This window comes from Pseudoalteromonas sp. A601, from assembly GCF_002165575.1.
Taxonomy (GTDB): domain Bacteria; phylum Pseudomonadota; class Gammaproteobacteria; order Enterobacterales; family Alteromonadaceae; genus Pseudoalteromonas.
The window spans coordinates 70961-90206 of sequence record NZ_MXQF01000006.1 but is presented as its reverse complement, the minus strand read 5'-3'; the positions used below and the strand labels follow the sequence as shown (position 1 = coordinate 90206).

At 41.6% G+C, this 19246-nt stretch carries 13 protein-coding genes; 8 read left to right on the top strand and 5 right to left on the bottom strand.

The window, feature by feature from the left end:
- Positions 1–67: 67 nt before the first annotated feature.
- The 4 genes from B5G52_RS06535 to B5G52_RS06520 form a co-directional block, all read right to left on the bottom strand.
- Complete coding sequence (locus B5G52_RS06535; protein ID WP_140394307.1) at positions 68–2983, bottom strand: TonB-dependent siderophore receptor; 2916 nt, start codon at positions 2981–2983, stop codon at positions 68–70.
- Between the two features lie 125 nt (positions 2984–3108).
- Positions 3109–4185 carry a FecR domain-containing protein gene (locus B5G52_RS06530; protein ID WP_087531861.1) on the bottom strand — a complete coding sequence of 359 codons (1077 nt, stop codon included), beginning with the start codon at positions 4183–4185 and terminating at the stop codon, positions 3109–3111.
- The gene (locus B5G52_RS06525) at positions 4182–4736 is read right to left on the bottom strand and encodes an RNA polymerase sigma factor (RefSeq protein WP_087531860.1); all 555 of its coding nucleotides are present in this window, start codon (positions 4734–4736) and stop codon (positions 4182–4184) included. Before B5G52_RS06525 ends, B5G52_RS06530 begins: the two co-directional genes overlap by 4 nt.
- 108 nt (positions 4737–4844) lie before the next feature.
- Positions 4845–5741 carry a LysR family transcriptional regulator gene (locus B5G52_RS06520; protein ID WP_087531859.1) on the bottom strand — a complete coding sequence of 299 codons (897 nt, stop codon included), beginning with the start codon at positions 5739–5741 and terminating at the stop codon, positions 4845–4847.
- Between the two features lie 170 nt (positions 5742–5911).
- Here B5G52_RS06520 and B5G52_RS06515 point away from each other — a divergent pair, with 170 nt between their 5' ends.
- Positions 5912–6676 carry a haloacid dehalogenase type II gene (locus tag B5G52_RS06515; protein WP_087531858.1) on the top strand — a complete coding sequence of 255 codons (765 nt, stop codon included), beginning with the start codon at positions 5912–5914 and terminating at the stop codon, positions 6674–6676.
- A gap of 263 nt (positions 6677–6939) precedes the next feature.
- Here B5G52_RS06515 and B5G52_RS06510 read toward each other — a convergent pair whose 3' ends face one another.
- Positions 6940–7539: a TetR/AcrR family transcriptional regulator gene (locus B5G52_RS06510; RefSeq protein ID WP_087531857.1), complete on the bottom strand. Its 600-nt coding sequence runs from the start codon at positions 7537–7539 to the stop codon at positions 6940–6942.
- Positions 7540–7758: 219 nt separating this feature from the next.
- Here B5G52_RS06510 and B5G52_RS06505 point away from each other — a divergent pair, with 219 nt between their 5' ends.
- The 7 genes from B5G52_RS06505 to B5G52_RS06475 all read left to right on the top strand — a co-directional run bounded on the left by B5G52_RS06505 (position 7759) and on the right by B5G52_RS06475 (position 19239).
- Entirely contained in the window at positions 7759–8955 is a 1197-nt protein-coding gene (locus B5G52_RS06505) for an efflux RND transporter periplasmic adaptor subunit (protein WP_087531856.1), read from the top strand.
- Positions 8956–8969: 14 nt separating this feature from the next.
- A complete protein-coding gene (locus B5G52_RS06500) occupies positions 8970–12143 on the top strand; it encodes an efflux RND transporter permease subunit (RefSeq protein ID WP_087531855.1) in 3174 nt (1057 codons plus the stop codon).
- A gap of 121 nt (positions 12144–12264) precedes the next feature.
- The gene (locus B5G52_RS06495) at positions 12265–12879 is read left to right on the top strand and encodes a PilZ domain-containing protein (protein ID WP_087531854.1); all 615 of its coding nucleotides are present in this window, start codon (positions 12265–12267) and stop codon (positions 12877–12879) included.
- A gap of 61 nt (positions 12880–12940) precedes the next feature.
- Positions 12941–13993 (top strand): agmatine/peptidylarginine deiminase, encoded by a 1053-nt coding sequence (locus B5G52_RS06490; RefSeq protein ID WP_087531853.1) that lies wholly within the window; start codon positions 12941–12943, stop codon positions 13991–13993.
- Positions 13993–14886 carry a carbon-nitrogen hydrolase gene (locus B5G52_RS06485; RefSeq protein WP_087531852.1) on the top strand — a complete coding sequence of 298 codons (894 nt, stop codon included), beginning with the start codon at positions 13993–13995 and terminating at the stop codon, positions 14884–14886. Before B5G52_RS06490 ends, B5G52_RS06485 begins: the two co-directional genes overlap by 1 nt.
- 43 nt (positions 14887–14929) lie before the next feature.
- Positions 14930–18403 carry a transcription-repair coupling factor gene (mfd, locus tag B5G52_RS06480; RefSeq protein WP_087531851.1) on the top strand — a complete coding sequence of 1158 codons (3474 nt, stop codon included), beginning with the start codon at positions 14930–14932 and terminating at the stop codon, positions 18401–18403.
- Positions 18403–19239, top strand: a complete 837-nt coding sequence (locus B5G52_RS06475; protein ID WP_087531850.1) for a peptidoglycan binding protein CsiV — start codon at positions 18403–18405, stop codon at positions 19237–19239. The genes mfd and B5G52_RS06475 overlap by 1 nt, the downstream gene beginning before the upstream one ends.
- Positions 19240–19246: the final 7 nt, after the last annotated feature.

The window sequence follows — 19246 nt, the reverse complement described above, 5'->3', positions numbered from 1 at the left end:
ATAATTCGGTAAGTCAAAAAAAGGGCCTTACGGCCCTTCAAAAGATAAATAACGTAGGAGAAGTTATTTAGAAACGGTATTCGGCACCTAAATAGTAATAAGCACCATTAAAGCCAAATGGTGCAGAACGACGTGAATATTCAAATACACCTGTTGAACTGACAATTGTATTGCCTGAGGCGTCTACAATTGTGCCAGATCTTGAGTTACCAATGGTGTTTTTGTCTGGGTAGACATCAAATAAGTTATTAGCACCAATATTTAATGATAGATTGTCGGTAACAAAGTAATTTATTTTTACATCTGTCAGAATTTCAGCACCGTACGTTTGGCGGCCGCCATCTTCCACAGTGTATTCACCATAACGGTTCAGTGATAGGTTCACAGTCCAATCTTCTAAACGGTAAAGCGCGCTTAAATTGACCCTATCTTGTGGTTGCCACTCTTCGATAATAGATGTTTCTTGAGCTGAAAAAACATCTTCTACCGGGATGGTTTCAAGGCCACTGCCTGCAGGGGTAAATAAGTCAACCACATCAGTTTCAGTGAAGTTAGCTGCTAAGGTGAAATCTAGCGTGCCACCAAGACCTTCTGTGTTCCACGTTGCAACAAAATCCACACCTTGCGTTTCGGTATCAGCACCATTTAAGAAAAACTGGCCAGCACCAGCACCTGAACTAACCAGCGCAGCATCAAGCGTTGAAGATAAACCTTTACCTAAACGGTTACTGATCACGATGCGATCATCAATGTCAATTGAGTAATAATCGATAGTGACATTAATGTTATCAGTCACGTTATAAACAATACCTAGGCTGAGATTGTCTGACTTTTCTTCTTTAAGTTTTGGAATACCAATGCTTTGTGCAAGGGTACTGTCATTTCTAAATGTGCCCACTTCTTCTGCGATTAAATCTCCATTAGGGCCCACAACAAACTGCGTACTAATATTATTAAAGTACAATTGCTGCATTGAAGGTGCTCTAAAGCCTGTACTAACCGCACCTCGTAATGAAACATCATCAGTAACTGACCAGTTACCGGCAAGTTTAAAGTTTACCGTGTCACCAAAACCTTTATAGTTATCGTAACGCAATGCACCTGAAATGATCACATCATCAATTACATAAGTTTCAGCATCAACATAGAACGAAATAACATCTCTAGATTCATCTACTGATGATTCTGGCGAAGAACCACCAAAGCCTTGCGTACCACCCGCTGCATTTTCACTGCCGACACCACCACTTAGGCCATCATAAATATTAACACCATTATTGGTGTCGTAATCGCGGTATGCATATTCACTGCCTTCAAGTATTCGGTATTCATCTGTTCGCAGCTCTGCCCCCATGGCGAGTGAAAAATCATCATAATCTTTTGTGTAATCCAAGTTTAGGGTTTGCAAAGAAAGCTCCATGCCATAAGCATAAGCCTCGCGAGGAATAGTTGCGCGAATATCATCTGCACTTAGCCCTTGCTCGTAGCGTAATAAATTAGCATATGAGCCGTTGATAGTATCACTGGTGGTGTAGTCTATGCTGTTTTCACCATAGGTGTATGAAAGGTCGAGGCTTGAATCATTATCAAATTCTTTCTTAAAACCAAAGTTATATGAAATGTCGTCTATCGTGGTGTTTATTTTTGGCAAGAAACCCATCGGGATAACAGCATCACCATCTTGTAATACTGGGTTACCATCTGCATTAGCATTATGACGGAAAAACGCCGCAGACTCATTATCTCGGGTTGAATAAGTGATAAAACCATAAAGCTCACCACCCGCTAACTCGTAACCTGTGTTTACTGTTAAGGCAAACTGTTGTGAGTCAGCGTCACCAATTCTGAACGTATCTCGCGGTGCTGTGAGTTCACGTGGATCTGAAGCAAGTAAAGTACCATCGCTTAGCTCCTCACAACCGTAAAATTGACAAGAACCATGCAGGCCTGCGCGATTAGTCGGCGCACGATCGCGATAATTAATCGTGGTATTTAAATATCCATCATCACCCAGAGCAAAGCCTTTATTAAAGTCAATGTTAACGGTTTCGCCATCACCTTCTGAGTATTGACCATAGTTAATTGCCGCTTTTCCGCCCTCTTCGGCATCTTTAAGTACAATATTGATAACACCTGCAATCGCATCAGAGCCATACTGTGCGGCAGCACCATCACGTAAAACTTCGATACGTTTAATTGATGCAGCAGGAATGGCATTCATGTCTGTTCCGGCAGTACCACGCCCAACGGATGTATTAATATGAATGATACTGGCTTGGTGACGACGCTTACCATTGATAAGTACCAGCGTTTGATCTGGCCCTAAGCCACGTAACGTTGCGGGGCGAAGTGCATCTGTACCGTCACTGATTGATGAGCTAGAAAAGTTAAATGAAGGCGCAATGGCTTGTAACATCCGGCCAACTTCTGTCTGACCCGTATTTTCCAGCGCTTCTGCACTTAAGATATCAACAGGAACAGGTAAATCTTCGACCGAACGCCCTGCTACACGGCTACCAACGATAGCTATTTTTTCTATGTTCTCTTGTGCCGCTTGCTCTTGCGCATTAACGGCTTGGCTGTTTGTTGCCATTAAAAGTGGTATAACGGCTGCACTGACCCCAGAAAGCTTTTTCATGTTGTTATCATTCCTATTGATTTGTTTGAGTTTTACGCTCAGTAAACCATTTTGATCAACAACCGCATCGAGTTCAGTATTTTGCAACATCGTATTGAGTGCATCCAACTGGGTGTAATAACCAAACACTGATTGAGCTTGATATTGCTTTGCCAATTCAAATGAAAAAACCACGGTTTGTTCAGTTTGTTTTGCAAATTCAATCAGTGCTAGGTCTGCTCGTTGCGCTTTAATATCAAATTGCACCATTTGTGATTCAACAGCATTGGCATGCACATTTAGGCTACATACTAAAGGTGCTAATGCTATAAACCCACATAATGGATACGTTTGGTTACTACGCAACTTATACAAACAGTTGAGAACGAATAATCCTCTACATGCCTTTGACTTTTTATTTGTTATTTTTTTACTTTTTGTTTTCAGCATTGCTACTTTTCATGTTTTTAGTCAGAGTTTAACTCACCAACTTAACTATGATCGCCTTGTGTTAGGCTAACAATATGCTCACCTAATCGCTCATGCTCTATTGCTAAATTTGCTTGCAGGCTATCTAATAAACCTATTATATCTCCGGCTTTGAACACCCCTGCGACTTTCAGCGACGCTAGTGAAGGGTCTTTTAACTCAAATCGTGTAGCAGTATAACGACTCACTTCTTGTAATGCTTCACTCAAAGGTTCGCCGTTAAAAATTAACATGCCATGCTGCCATGCTAAATCTCGCTGCACATCATCCATAGATAATTGTTTAATTGGTTTTGTAATGCTTTCTTTAATAAGTGCTTTTTCTCCAGAGATAACAATACTGGCGTTAATTTTCTTCACTTGCTCAGTCTCATTATTAGCCTGTTGCAATCTAACAAAATCATCCGCGTTAACCGCCACACTTGGATCAGTGATCATCACTTTCCCTTCAGTAACCACCAGCTCTAAATCAGATGAGTCGTTACGCTGAACATTAAACACAGTACCCAACGCAGTGAACGATTTGTCACCCGCCATGACGCTAAAAGGCCGTGATGCATCTTTAGCGACATTGAAGCGCCCTTCACCACGACTTAAAATGAGCTGTCTGCGTCCTTGGGTATAAGCCACTTCTAATAAGCTATTAGTGTTTAATTGCACTATGGTGCTATCTGGTAATACGTAGGTTGCCTGCTCTCCCACTTTAGTGCGGTATATTTTGCTGTACTTGGCCTGATCTTGCACTGAGTTCGGGTAATAGTTGTGTCCTGCAAACATAAATGTCGCCATTAGCATCACTGCAAAAATACTTGCGGCTAATGTAAAGCGAGTATTTGAAATTGAATTTTTTGAAGGCACTTGTTTATTAGGGAATAAGCTACTTAACTCATTGAGTACACTTAGCTCATCCCACAGCTGCGCTAAATCAAATACGGCATCTTGATGTGCTTTACTTTGTTGTACCCACTGCTGGAATTGTGCTCTTTCGTCGTCATTTAAACCGCGATCCATAGCGCTGATCCATCGGCTTGCTTGTGCTTGAATAACGTCTTTAGATGAAAATTGATGAATATTGCTCATTTACCCACCCTCCTGGTAGTCGCATTTACTTGCTCAGTGCCTGTGGATACTTGCTCTTGTTGCTGCATATATTGCATCGATTTTAGCAGCCCTTTAGCTATGTGTTTCTCAACCGTACTTTCGCTTAACTTCATTTGCTGTGCAATTTCTTTTTGGCTCATGCCATAGACTTTTTTTAAAATAAAGCACTTACGTACAGGCTGGCTTAACTGTTCAGTCGCGCGGCAGAAAAGTAAAAACCGTTCTTTCGATGTTACTTCGTCTTCGAGCTGCATCGATTTTAGATGCTGCTGATAATCATCACCCGTATCGAGTGAATCGTTATGCTTATTATCCCATTTAGCTATGTGATTTAGCGCCAAGTTTTTTGCGGTTTTTAGCATGTAGCTATGGGTATATTTAATATCTTGTTTTAAATCAGCTTCATAGCTTTTCACGAAGGTTTCTTGAACAATGTCTTCAACGTCATCTGGTAATACTATGCGGGAAACAAAACGTCGTATTTGTGACGACAGCTCAACAAATGCGCTTGGTACTTTACTTTGTGCCATCCTATCACCCCATAATATTATTATTACGCTAAGGTTACGAGTTTTAGCGCTAATTACAAGACAAATTGTTAGATTATCGTTATTTTAGGGTTACCATGTTTACTCTAGCTAAGATAAGCTATTTTGGCTTACAAATAATGATTTCATAAACTCAAAAAATACTTCTGTTTTACGTGTTGTTAAGCTGTTCTGTGGTTTTAAAAACCAGACTGGTGCGTCACCATCCGCTAAAATGCCAGGTAATACCTCAAGCAATGTTCCATTATCTAACTCATTTTGAATAGCTAACTTAGATTTAATTGCAATACCGTGCCCTGCAATAGCCGCTTGGGTCATATTGTCTGAATTTGAAATAGTAAAGCGCGTCTTGGCGTTGAAATTAACTATTTTTCCCTTGTCATCTTTCAACTTTAATTGCCGCTGCCAAGGTAAGCATACCCAAAAATGTGTTTGGAGTTGCTCAAAAGACGCAGGCATACCGTATTTTTCAACATAACTTGGCGCAACACATAAGACACGATGATTATTGACTATTTTTCGTGACAGTAGCGCCGAATCATTTAACTTACCGACTCTAATTGCAATATCTTGTGCATCATCGACCACATTGACGAAATTATCAGAAATTGAAAAATCCAATTGCAAATCAGGGTATTGCTGCTCAAACGCGATTAGTTTAGGCATTACAAACTTTGAAAACACCCATGGCGGCATGGTTACTCTCAACAAGCCACTCACTGACGAACCTCGTGCACCAATACAATATTCAGCATCATGCAATGCCTCTAGAATGGTTGCCACTTTGTGATAAAACACTTTACCTGCTGGCGATAAACGAATTCGTCGGCTATCCCTAAAAACCAATACTGTCGCTAATTCACGCTCTAGTTTTGCTAACCTGTGGCTGACGGTCGCAGCTGAAAGTCCTTGTGCGCTTGCCGCTGCTAGTACGCCTTTGTTTTCGACTATTGCAATAAATGTTTCGAGATCACTCACACTATACATAAACACTCCTCAATAACATTTAATATTTTCGAATATAGCTTTTAGTTTTACAGAGTTTATTTATAAAATCCAAACATTATACTGATCAAAAGTTTTATACTAGAGGGTTTGGAAAGTTATTATCTTTAATTACTACTCCTCTGTAACTGTGACTAAAAGGCATTAAATATATGACTATTTTTAAATCGCTAACAAAACTAAGTCTATCATTAGTTCTGTTGGGCCAATTAATTGGAGGGGATGCGATGGCAGCAGAATCTGTTCAACCTAAACCTAAGGTAATTATTTTTGACGTAAATGAAACTTTACTTGATCTAAATTCAATGCGTGAATCGATTGGTGAAGCGCTTGGTGGACGAGAAGATTTACTTCCGCTTTGGTTTTCGACTATGTTACACCATTCTTTAGTAAGCACTGCAATTGGTGATTATCAAGACTTTGGCAAAATTGGCGTTGCATCATTATTAATGGTGGCACAAAACAATGATATCAAAATTAATGCTGAACAAGCTAAAACAGCTATCGTCACACCATTATTAAGCCTACCTGCTCACCCTGACGTTAAAGCAGGCTTGCAAGCTTTGAAAGACAGTGGTTATAAATTGGTCAGCTTAACTAACTCATCTAATAATGGCGTAAAAGCTCAATTTGAAAGTGCAGGTTTAACTGATTACTTTGAAGCTAGATACAGTATTGAAGATATCAAAATATATAAACCTGACCTACGAGCCTATGAATGGGCACTTAAACAATTAAACGTTAAAGCTGAAGATGCCTTAATGGTCGCAGCTCATGGTTGGGATGTAGCTGGAGCGAAGGAAGCTGGCTTACAAACTGCATTTATTGCTCGTCCTGGTAAGGCATTATACCCTCTAGCACAAAAACCAGACTTTAATGTGCAAAATTTAACTGAGTTAGTCGAACTACTAAAATAACTATATTACACTGAAATAAATCAATACCCAGAGGTTGAACTTAAGGATAGGCTCAACCTCTTTTTATTTAACTTAACCTGAACTCTGGTTAAGAGATGTACTAATGTATTGATATTAAATCACAAATATATTTATTAGTCTCCAGCCGGAGACTTTTAGCGATAACAAGGCGAATTTACGCGTCAATAGCTAGCCTATTGCAAGTAAATTCAACGCAGTTAGCGTTGAAAGTAGCCGCTGGAGATAGATTTATTATCCAGAGTTCAGGTTAACTTAATACCGCTAACAAAAAACCGTGAAGTCAAATCTATTAATTGCTCTAAGCGTTGTTCATCAAGAGCTGGCTTCCACATTATAACTTGCTCCCAATAGCCCATATTTTTTAATCCACCGTAAAAAAATGAAGCAGCGATATCCGCAGGCACATCGTTTAATACACCCGCTTTATGGGCTTGCTCAAACCAAGTAAGTAACCCCTTCTCGCAGTCTAAAAACTTTTCTTCTAATCGTGCGGCTTGTTCTTTATCACGCATCGACTCAATGATCACAATACGCGATAAGGTTACGTAGTTTTCATCATTGCCAAGTGACAAACATACCTTTGCTAATTCTTTCAATTGCGCGTAAATACTGACATCAGCTTGATACTGGTATTTGTGTAATTGCGAGAAGCGTTCTAATAGTAATGCAACAACGTCGTCAAATAGCGCATTTTTATTCGGGTAATGTTTATATAAGGTGCGCTTTGAAACATTGGCTTGCTTGGCAATTGTTTCCATTGTAGTTCCGAGCAATCCGTATTGTGCAAATTCTTGAATCGCGGCACACAACACATCATTTTGTTTACTATTACTTGATTCCAAATCGCCCCCTATTTTAATCAATTTCTTTTTCACATTAACATTGAAAAAAGTAAACGCAAGTGTATACCCATTTAGAAAATAGGTATACACTTGCGTTTACTTAAGCTGAATATCTATCATTAATTGAACGCTATGGTTATAAATCACACAACAAACCATACTCAACCAGCTTAACTTGCTTTGAACCTATACTTATACAATTGGAACTGTGGAGTAACCATGCGTCAGCCTTTCGCACTATCGAAATTGTCATTATTTTTATTTACCTCTGCCTCGCTCTTTCTTCAAGGATGTAGTGAAGCACCTAAAGCACAACAAGCCGCTATGCATCCTGCGTCAGTATCGACCATCTTAGCAACAACAGAAGATGCGCCTTTCACTATTGAATTACCTGCGACACTGTCAGGTTCTAAAGAAGTTGAAGTAAGAGCCCGTGTAACAGGTATATTAGAATCACGTAATTTTGATGAAGGCCAAACAGTAAAAAAAGATCAGTCTTTATTTACAATCAACCTAGAACCTTATCAATTGGCCGTTGAGCGTTCGCAAGCGGCGCTTGATGGTGCAAATGCATCGCTTATCCAAGCACAGCGCGATGTTAAAAGGTTGGCAAAGCTGCGTGCAGATAAATCGGTTTCACAACGTGATTACGATAATGCCAGCTCAACACAAGATATTGCACAAACCAATTTAGCGGCTGCTAAAGTAGCGCTAAACGAAGCAAAACTTAATCTTGAATACGCTCAAGTCAAAGCGCCTGTAGCTGGGGTTATGGGCCGTGAATTTGTCTCAGAGGGCACTTATGTCTCTGGCCCTGATTTATTACTTACGCAAATCACACAACTTGACCCTGTTCGCTTACGTTTTGGTATTTCTGAGCGCGAACAATTACAAATGCGCCAAGATATGGCTAATGGCTCACTCACTCTACCTAAAAATGGTCAATGGAAAACCTCTCTCAAACTGCAAGATGGTTCACTTTATGGCCACACCGGTGAGGTAAACTTTTCCGATGTACGTATCAACCCAAATACCGGCACCAGCGAATTACAGGCTATTATTCCCAACCCTGATTTTCAACTACGACCTGGCCAATTTGTGCGTGTTAGTTTAAATGGCGCTGTGCGTAAAAATGCATTTGTTATTCCTCAGCGTGCAGTGCTTGATAATGGCACAGGCAAATTTGTTTACCTTGTCGCTAAAAATGAACAAGGTGGCACAATTGCTCGCCCTGCACCTGTAGAAGTAGGTGAATGGATCCAAAAGCCAGAAAACGAAGGCGATAAAAACTTTTGGCTGATTAAGTCAGGGCTTAATAAAGGTGACGAAGTGATCATCGATGGCATGGCGAAGATTTTCTTCCCAGGCATGCCTGTCGCGGTAAATAATGCATCAAACAGTGCGAACGCTGAATAAGCACAGGGAGTCTTATGTTTTCTCGTTATTTTATAGACAGACCCATATTTGCGTTTGTTATATCAATTGTTATTGTGCTGGCAGGCCTTGCCGCAATGCGCAGCTTGCCGGTTGCACAGTATCCTGAAATTGCCCCTCCTGTAGTACAGGTTACAGCAGCCTACCCCGGTGCGTCAGCGCAAGTACTTGAACAAACTGTCGCTGCACCGATTGAAAATGCAATTACAGGTGTTGAAGGCATGATGTATATGGCATCAACCTCAACCAGCTCAGGCGCGACCACCATTGAAGTAACCTTTGAAATTGGCACTGATATTGACCAAGCAGCTGTTAACGTTAATAATCGTGTTAAACAAGTTGAAGCCCGTTTGCCAGAAGAAACACGCCGTCAAGGTGTGGTGGTGCAAAAAGGGTCTTCAAGCTTTTTACAAGTTCACGCGTTTTACTCACCCGATGGCAGTCGAGATAGTTTATGGACGTCAAATTACGTTACCCTCAATATATTGGATCGCATAAAACGTATTCCAGGTACCACCAGCGTACAAATATTTGGGGCGAAAGATTACGCGATGCGTATTTGGTTACGCCCAGATGTGATGAGCCAACTCGGTGTGACCGTTGAAGAAGTCGCTGGCGCAATTCGTAGCCAAAACTCGCAATATGCTGCGGGCTCTATTGGTGCAACGCCAACCTCACAATCAGCGCAAGAGCTTGTCTACAGTGTTACAGCCCAAGGGCGCTTATCGGAGCCTGAACAATTTGAAGAAATTATTATCCGTTCAAATATTGACGGCAGTAGTTTACGCTTAAAAGATATTGCTCGCGTTGAGCTTGGCTCAAAAGATTATAACTTTAGTGGTACAATTAATGGCAAAGAAGCTGTTTTATTAGGCATATTTTTACAACCGGGTGCTAATGCGCTAGATGTTGCTGCTGAAGTAAACGGTGTACTTGCTGAGATTAAACAGCAATTTCCAACCGGACTTGCTCATTTAAATTCATACGACACCACACGCTTTGTTGAAGTATCTATTCGAGAAGTGGTCATCACCCTCATCGAAGCCATGATCTTAGTGTTTTTGGTGGTGTATCTATTTTTACAAAACTGGCGTGCAACGCTTATTCCTACATTAGCAGTACCCGTGTCATTACTTGGCACCTTTGCTGGCATGTACATGCTGGGCTACTCAATCAACTCGCTGACATTATTTGGTATGGTGTTATCAATTGGTATTGTTGTTGATGATGCGATAGTTGTGCTCGAAAACGTTGAACGAATTATGCACGAAGAGCATGTAAGTGCTCATGAAGCAGCCATTAAAGCAATGAAAGAGGTATCTGGGCCTGTTGTCGCCATTGTATTGGTGCTTTGCTCTGTATTTGTGCCCATTGCATTTTTAGGTGGTCTCACAGGTGAACTGTTCCGCCAATTTGCAATCACCATTTCAATTGCAGTGAGTTTATCTGGTGTTGTTGCACTAACAATGACTCCTGCTTTGTGTGTACTTATTTTGAAACAAGAGCACAAACAAACCGCACGCTTCTTTTTATGGTTTAATCGAGTCTTTACGCAAATAACCAGTAAATACGTTGGTACTGTTGGCTTTATGGTTCGTCGCGGTGCACTGGGTTTGCTATTAATGATAGGTATGGTCTCTATCACTATTGGGCTTTGGAAAAACACCCCTAACTCCCTCGTGCCAGATGAAGACCAAGGCTATTACATTTCGGCTATCTTCTTACCCGACGGTTCTTCCCTTGAGCGTACTGAAGAAGTGGTAAAACAAGTTGTTGCAGCGGTGCAATCAAACCCTGCAAATGAAAATGTTGTCGCATTTACCGGTTTTGATTTTATTGGTGGTGGCTATAAAAATAGTGCGGCAACCTTATTTGTTACGCAAAAACACTGGGATGAACGTGAAATAGATACTAAAAGCTTGGTTAATGAGCTATTTATGAAAACCGCTCATATAAACGAAGCACTGGTACTGGCTTTTAACCCACCCGCTATTTTTGGTTTAGGAAACACCGGTGGTTTTGAGTTTTATATTCAAAACAAAGGCGCTGGTGGCCCCGAGAAACTGCAACAAGCCATGGGATTAATGATGGCAGAAGCGCAGAAAAGCCCAGTTCTAAGTGGCTTACAGACACTTTGGCGCCCTAATGCGCCACAGTTAAAAGTGGATGTTGATCGTGAACAAGCCCGTGCCATGGGTATTGAAATTGACGATGCTTTCACTGCTCTTGCCGGTACGCTAGGCACTTACTACGTTAATGACTTCAATAAATTTGGACGAGCATGGCAAGTACTTATGTCTGCTGAAGCTGAGTTTAGAATGAAACCCGACGACATCGGCCGTATTTATGTTAAAAATAGCCAAGGCACTATGGTGCCCATGTCTGCGTTTACTAATATAGAATTTAGTCGTGGTCCTGAAAGCCTAAACCGTTATAACAACCTTTCAGCGGTTAAGTTATTGGGTAATGCAGCACCAGGTTACAGCTCAGGGCAAGCTATTTCCGAAGTGGAGCGTATTGCAAAAGCCGTACTTCCACCAGACATGACTTACGATTGGACTGGCTCTGCCTACCAAGAAAAACGCAGCTCGGGCACAACCGGTATTGCGCTTGGTCTTGCTGTGATCATGGTGTTCTTAATTCTTGCTGCGCTTTATGAGCGTTGGTCACTGCCATTATCAGTAATGCTGGCTCTGCCTTTTGGTACCTTTGGCGCGCTAGTGTCCATTTGGTTGGTAGGCATGACTAACGATGTGTATTTCCAAATTGGTTTGGTTACTTTACTTGGTCTTGCCAGTAAAAATGCCATTTTGATAGTTGAATATGCCTTAATGAAACACCAGCAAGGTTGGAGTGCAAGTGCGGCAGCACTTGAAGCAGCGCGCCTTAGATTTAGGCCTATCATAATGACATCACTGGCGTTTATATTAGGTGTTGTGCCATTAGTGCTGAGCTCAGGTGCGGGTGCAGGTGCACGTCATAGCGTTGGTACGGGTGTTATGGGTGGTATGATGGCTGCAACCTTCTTAGCAGTATTCTTTGTTCCTTTGTTTTTCTACTGGCTGACAGATCGTAAACTCAGTGAAAAACGCTCCCGTAATGAACTGGCGGATGAAATAGCCGCGCATCATAAACGCGAAAACGTAGATACCACTGAAGGTAATTTATAACCATTAACCTTTAAAAAATTAAGGGCAAACATAGGTTTGCCCTTTTTTATAACAGTTACATCACTAGCAATTTAAGCTTGTCAGCGCTACTATTAGTAAACGCGCGTTGTGGAGCAAACTAATGAGTAGTGAAAAAATAGCTGAGTTTGAGCAGTATTTTCAAATAGCAGAAAGTAACCGAGTCAATTTATTTGCTGTTGACAAGCACAGCGTGCCACAAAGCCCTGCTCAATTAGAAGCTGATATTCCCCCACTATTTAAACTAGCTAATGAAGTAAGCGAGCTTGAGCAAAGCTCATTAAGACCATTGCGTAATTTAGGTGATGTGGCCCAAGAACTGGCTGTATTTTTACAAGCCCAATCGCGTAAAATTGACCTCATAATGAGCCATATCCTCGCGTCTGAACAGCCACAAGATAATGCCATGTACTGCGATAGCTATGGCGGCGGTGGGGTTAAATTTACCACCAGCGAGCAATATACAATAGGCCAAGCATTTCGTACTAAACTATTTTTGCAACATGAAGCGTCAGCGGTTTATTGTTATACCGAAGTAATTGCTATAGATAAACTTGATGATGGACAAAAGCAATACACACTTTTATTTACTGCTATCCGCGATTCTGATCAAGAGCTAGTCGTAAGAGCCAGTTTGCACGCACAAACAAGGCAACTAAAAAAGCGCCAACAGCAACAATTAGACAAACCTGAAAATGAGCAACCTACTGAGCTATAAAAAGCTGACATATCTGTTTGAAATGCTAAACTAGGCACACCTTTATTTGTTTATTAAATTCATGAACTTTAGACTTTTACCTGAATGGGCTGAGCAAGATGCTGTTATGCTTACTTGGCCACATCAAGATACTGATTGGCGAGATAACCTCAGTGCTGTAGAGCCTGTTTATATTACCCTTTGTAAGCATATATGCCAGCATCAATTGGTTGTTATTGTTGCACATAACACTGCATTAAAAACACACATAAGCCAATTATTAACCAGCAATGAGATTGACCTTGCTCGGGTGCACTTTGTGATCACCCCTTGTAATGATACCTGGGCGCGCGATCATGGCCCTTTGACCTGTGCAAACCAACAGGATGCGAACCAATTAGCTATTCTTGATTACACCTTCAATGGCTGGGGTAACAAGTTTGAAAGCACCCTTGATAACCAAATTAACAACATACTTGTTAAACAGTTGGCAGCACCTGCAAATCAATACCAAAAAATTGATTTAGTATTAGAAGGCGGCGGGGTTGAAATAAACGAGCACGGTGTACTGCTTACCACCAGCGAATGTTTACTCAATCCAAACCGTAACCCAACACTTAGCGCTGAGCAAATTGAAGCACAGTTACAACAGCAATTAGGTGTCAGTTCATTTTTATGGGTTGATCATGGTTATTTAGCCGGTGATGATACTGACAGCCATATTGATACCCTTGTACGCTTTGCACCGAACAACACCCTAGTTTATGTAAAGTGTGATGATACAACGGATGAGCATTTTAACGCGCTCGATAAAATGCAAACACAATTACAAGGTTTTCAAACACCATCAGGTCACCCTTATACCTTGATTGATTTACCATGGCCAAAAGCTGTGTATAACAGCGATGGTGATAGACTACCTGCGACCTATGCAAACTATTTAATTATCAATGATGCCGTATTAGTGCCTACCTATAATGATGAAAACGATGAACAGGCACTTGCGCAAGTTCAACGCGCTTACCCAGAGCACACCATTATTGCTATAAACTGTTTGCCTATTATTCATCAATTTGGCAGCTTACATTGCATCACGATGCAATTACCTCGCGGATTTTTAGTTGGAGCAGCATAATGACTTCGTCAAATAAATTAACAGTTGCCTTAGTGCAGCAAAGCAATAGTGATAACGCCGAGCAAAACATGGCAAAATCAATTGCCGCCATACGTGATGCTGCAAGCCAAGGTGCTCAACTTGTGGTGCTCCAAGAGCTGCACCGCAGCCTCTACTTTTGCCAAACCGAAGACGTTGATGTTTTTGATTTAGCAGAAACTATCCCTGGGCCAAGTAGTGACGCATTGGGTGCATTAGCAAATGAGTTAAACATTGTCATCGTAGCCTCATTATTTGAAAAACGTGCCACAGGTCTTTATCACAATACCGCTATTGTGCTAGAAAAAGACGGCACGATTGCGGGTAAATATCGCAAAATGCATATTCCTGATGATCCTGGGTTTTATGAAAAATTTTACTTTACCCCAGGCGATTTAGGCTTTGAGCCGATTCAAACCTCAGTAGGTAAATTAGGTGTATTAGTGTGCTGGGATCAATGGTTTCCTGAAGCTGCACGCTTGATGGCGATGGCGGGTGCTGAGTTATTAATTTACCCAACCGCGATTGGTTGGGACCCACGTGACGATGACGGCGAAAAGACACGACAAAAAGATGCATGGGTTATTTCGCAACGTGCTCATGCTGTTGCCAATGGCGTGCCCGTTATCAGTGCCAACCGCGTAGGTCATGAAAGTGATCCAAGCGAGCAAAGTGACGGTATTCAATTTTGGGGCAATTCATTTATTGCAGGCCCTCAGGGTGAAATGCTCAGCGAAGCAAATAATACTGACGAGCAAATTTTAGTGGTAGAACTTGATCAAAAACGCTCAGAGAACGTAAGACGTATATGGCCTTACTTACGTGATCGTCGAATTGATCACTATCAAGACCTCACTAAAATTTACCGCGATTAGAATAAATTAGCGCCTCAGTTGAGGCGCATTTAAGGAGTAATAAATGGCGTTTGCGCAATGGGCAGCCTTGCCTTGGGTAAAATCTCAAAAAGATAAAATTCAATGGGGGCAACTCACCGGTAGCGGGTTAAGTATCGCTATTGCACAAGGGGTAAAACAACAAAGTGGCTTAGTGCTGATTGTTACCCCAGATACACCCAGTGCGCTGCGTTTAGAGACGGAACTTGATTATTTATTACCTGATCACCCGGTGATGGTGTTTCCTGATTGGGAAACCCTGCCGTATGATCACTTTTCGCCACACCAAGATATTATTTCGTCACGTTTGGCGACTCTTAATACACTGAAAAAAGAACAACAAAGTGTATTAATTGTTCCTGTATCTACCTTAATGCTGCGCACTGCCCCTGCCTCGTTTATTTATGGCTCTACGCTAAACTTTAAAGTAGGCGATAATCTCGACACACACAGCTTACGGAGTAATCTTGAGCAAGCGGGTTATTTGCATGTTCAACAGGTTATGGAGCATGGTGAATACGCTATTCGTGGCTCCATAGTTGATTTATACCCTATGGGGAGCCCGCACCCATTTAGGTTAGATTTTTTCGATGACGAGCTCGACTCAATTCGCCTATTCGATGTTGAAACTCAACGTTCTGACGAAAAAGTAGATAAAATAGAACTACTCCCTGCCCATGAGTTTCCGACCAATGAAACTGACATTGAGCGTTTTAGAATAAACTACCGCGAAAAGTTTGGCGCCAGCTCAGAGCAAGATTCCGTCTACATGCAAGTCACTAAAGGAAACTGGCCTGCGGGTATTGAGTATTATATGCCGCTGTTTTTTGAGCAGCTTGCAACCATATTTGAATATCTACCAGATACTACAACAGTGATGCAATATGGTGATTTAGAGCATGCAGCCGATCAATTTTGGCATGATGTAAATGTTCGCTATGAAAACCGTCGCGTAGACCCGTTAAGACCTTTACTTGAGCCAACTGAGCTTTATCAGCCACTCAATGAGCTGTTTTCAAACTTAGGTAACTTTGCCCGCATACGCTTAAGCCAAGCAAAATTACCCACCAAAGCAGGGAATAAGAATTTAGCCACAAGCGATCTCCCTGCTGTACGAATTGATCACAAGCAACATGAACCGTATCAAGCTTTTATTGAATATATAGCGGCGCAAAAGAAACAAAAAGGCCGCGTGCTGATCTCGGTAGAATCTGACGGACGTCGTGAGTCTTTACTTGCATTACTCAAACCCAGTGGCTTAAAACTCAAAGAGTTTGACTCGTTTGATGACTTTACCGCTAGCAATAGCGATGTCGGTTTAATCGTCAGCCCCCTTGAGCAAAGTGTACTATTAAGTGCAAAGCCCGCGCTTAGTATTATTACCGAACAAGAATTACTGGGAATTAAAGTATCTCAGCGCCGTCGTCGAAAGCATAAATACGAAGCAAGCCAAGATGCGCTGATCCGCAACTTAGCTGAGCTTAAAGTTGGTCAACCCATTGTGCATTTAGATCATGGTGTTGGGCGTTATCAAGGACTACAAACTATTGATGCTGCTGGACTCGTCACTGAGTTTGTCACCATAACCTATGCCGGTGAAGCTAAACTTTACGTGCCCGTATCGGCACTGCACATGTTAAGCCGATACTCTGGTGGTGAAGAAGCCACGGCGCCGTTGCATAAGCTCGGCTCTGACGCTTGGGAGAAAGCCAAAAAACGCGCTGCTGAAAAAGTACGCGACGTCGCCGCAGAGCTGCTTGATATTTACGCTCAGCGCCAAGCAAAACCCGGTAATGCTTTCGCCCTTGATGGCAGTGCATACCGCGTATTTAGTGATGGCTTCCCATTTGAAGAAACCGATGATCAACGCAATGCCATTGAAGCTGTGCTTGGTGATATGCAAAGTAAACATGCCATGGATAGACTGGTTTGTGGTGATGTTGGCTTTGGTAAAACAGAAGTTGCTATGCGCGCCGCATTTATTGCTGTTAACGACAATAAACAAGTGGCCGTATTAGTGCCCACGACCCTACTTGCCCAACAACATTTTGAAAACTTTAAAGACCGGTTTGCTGATTTTCCTATTGAAGTTGGTGTGCTTTCACGTTTTAACTCACCTAAAGAGCAAAAAGACACCCTTGAAAAGATGGCCGAAGGTAAACTCGATATTGTCATCGGCACGCACAAGTTAATACAGCAAGATATTAATTTTAGAGATTTAGGTCTACTTATTGTTGATGAAGAACACCGCTTTGGTGTGCGTCAAAAAGAAAAGATCAAATCATTACGCGCCGATGTCGATATTTTAACGCTTACCGCAACACCTATCCCACGTACATTAAATATGGCAATGAGCGGCATGCGAGACTTATCAATTATCGCCACTCCACCAGCTAAGCGTTTGGCAGTAAAAACCTTTGTTCGCCAGCGCGATGCAGAGCTTATTCGCGAAGCTGTATTACGTGAAATCAAGCGTGGTGGCCAAGTATACTTTTTGCACAACAATGTAGAAACCATTGACCGCGTAGCTCAAGAGATCAGTGAGTGGGTGCCTGAAGCGAGTGTTGCTTCAGCGCATGGACAAATGCGCGAGCGTGAACTCGAACAGTTAATGAGTGAATTTTATCATCAAAAATACAATGTTTTAGTGTGTACCACCATTATTGAAACCGGTATAGATATTCCAACCGCCAATACCATCATCATGGACCGAGCCGATAAGTTAGGCCTTGCCCAACTGCATCAGCTACGTGGCCGTGTAGGTCGTAGCCATCATCAAGCATACGCTTATTTATTAACTGGTCACCCTAAGTCATTATCTAAAGATGCTGTAAAACGCTTAGAGGCTATCGAATCACTTGAGGATTTAGGTGCTGGCTTTGCATTAGCGACACATGATTTAGAAATTCGTGGCGCGGGTGAATTACTCGGTGATGACCAATCAGGGCAAATGCAAACCATTGGCTTTAATTTATACATGGAAATGCTCGAACAAGCCGTACAATCACTGCGCGAAGGTAAAGAGCCAACCCTTGATAATTTATTACAACAACAAAGCGAGGTCGATTTAAAACTCGCCGCATTACTACCTGATGACTATATTCATGATGTAAACGCCCGCTTGGGTATTTACAAACGTATTGCAAGCTGTGCTACTGTAGATGATATGGATGAACTTCAAGTTGAACTAATTGACCGCTTTGGTTTACTGCCCGATGCAACTAAAAACCTATTTAGTTTGCAGCAACTTAAGCTAAAAGCCAGTGAATTAGGTATTAAAAAGATTGAAGCAAATCCAAAAGGTGGTTATTTTGAGTTTAGCCAAAATACAAAGGTTAACCCAAGCTTCATCATTGGTTTGATACAAAGTGCACCCCATGTGTACAAAATGGATGGCGCAAATAAACTGCGCTTTGCGATCAGCGAGGCTAATGCCCGTGAACGCTTAAAGATGGTCACTGCAATGATTGCAGATTTCTCTAAAAAGGTTAGCCATTAATGTTGTTAAAAAAATCATTATTAATTTTGTGTTGTGTATTTAGCAGCGCAGCATTCGCAGAGCGATGGTTTGAAGTAGAAGTGCTTATATTCAAACAGCGCCCTGCTCCTTATTTACAAGAAGATTTTAGCCTTAAAAAAGAGCCTATTAAGGCAAGCAACAAAATTGACTTACTAACACCTTTGTATGCTCAACAAGCTAAACAAGAATGTATTGCTGGAGACAGCCGATTTAGTTCAACTTCGCTAACTGATACTGTAATTGGCGCCAGCCGTTCAAGTTTATGTGATGATACTATTGATTACATTGCTAGCTATGACTCTTTGCCGCTGAGCCCAGAAGCAGAAACCAGAGATGACATGGTCAGCACCTATTTGTTAAACCCTGAGCAGCTACAATTTAAAAGCCAACAACGCGAGTTGGTGCGTAAAGGTTTAAAACCTTTACTGCACACTGGTTGGCGATTTGAAGGAGCAAGTAAATCGCGTTCACAAAGTATCAAACTATTTGGTGGGCAACACCTAACCACACCGCCAATTACAAATACTAGCCTCGCTAATAACGCTAACTTTATAAGCTTAGTTAATCCAAGCCAATCATTTGAGCCAGCAATGCAACAAGCTTCTGAAAAATGGGAATTAGACGGTTTTTTTAATATTTATCTACGCCACTACCTTTATATTAATGCAAATATTGATATCAGTGAAAAGCGTGTTAACGGAGAAATCCAAAGCGCCCGTTTTTCACAATTTAAACGCGTAATAAGTGGTGAAGTTCATTATTTTGACCACCCCAAAATGGGCATGATTGTACAAATAAGAAAATTTAAACACTAAAAAGGAC

What these genes read in the sequence shown, in the direction of transcription:
- B5G52_RS06530 (WP_087531861.1), bottom strand. Translation starts at nt 4,185, where the DNA reads ATGAGCAATATTCATCAATTTTCATCTAAAGACGTTATTCAAGCACAA.
- B5G52_RS06525 (WP_087531860.1), bottom strand. Translation starts at nt 4,736, where the DNA reads ATGGCACAAAGTAAAGTACCAAGCGCATTTGTTGAGCTGTCGTCACAA.
- B5G52_RS06520 (WP_087531859.1), bottom strand. Translation starts at nt 5,741, where the DNA reads ATGTATAGTGTGAGTGATCTCGAAACATTTATTGCAATAGTCGAAAAC.
- B5G52_RS06515 (WP_087531858.1), top strand. Translation starts at nt 5,912, where the DNA reads ATGACTATTTTTAAATCGCTAACAAAACTAAGTCTATCATTAGTTCTG.
- B5G52_RS06505 (WP_087531856.1), top strand. Translation starts at nt 7,759, where the DNA reads ATGCGTCAGCCTTTCGCACTATCGAAATTGTCATTATTTTTATTTACC.
- B5G52_RS06500 (WP_087531855.1), top strand. Translation starts at nt 8,970, where the DNA reads ATGTTTTCTCGTTATTTTATAGACAGACCCATATTTGCGTTTGTTATA.
- B5G52_RS06495 (WP_087531854.1), top strand. Translation starts at nt 12,265, where the DNA reads ATGAGTAGTGAAAAAATAGCTGAGTTTGAGCAGTATTTTCAAATAGCA.
- B5G52_RS06490 (WP_087531853.1), top strand. Translation starts at nt 12,941, where the DNA reads ATGAACTTTAGACTTTTACCTGAATGGGCTGAGCAAGATGCTGTTATG.
- B5G52_RS06485 (WP_087531852.1), top strand. Translation starts at nt 13,993, where the DNA reads ATGACTTCGTCAAATAAATTAACAGTTGCCTTAGTGCAGCAAAGCAAT.
- mfd (WP_087531851.1), top strand. Translation starts at nt 14,930, where the DNA reads ATGGCGTTTGCGCAATGGGCAGCCTTGCCTTGGGTAAAATCTCAAAAA.
- B5G52_RS06475 (WP_087531850.1), top strand. Translation starts at nt 18,403, where the DNA reads ATGTTGTTAAAAAAATCATTATTAATTTTGTGTTGTGTATTTAGCAGC.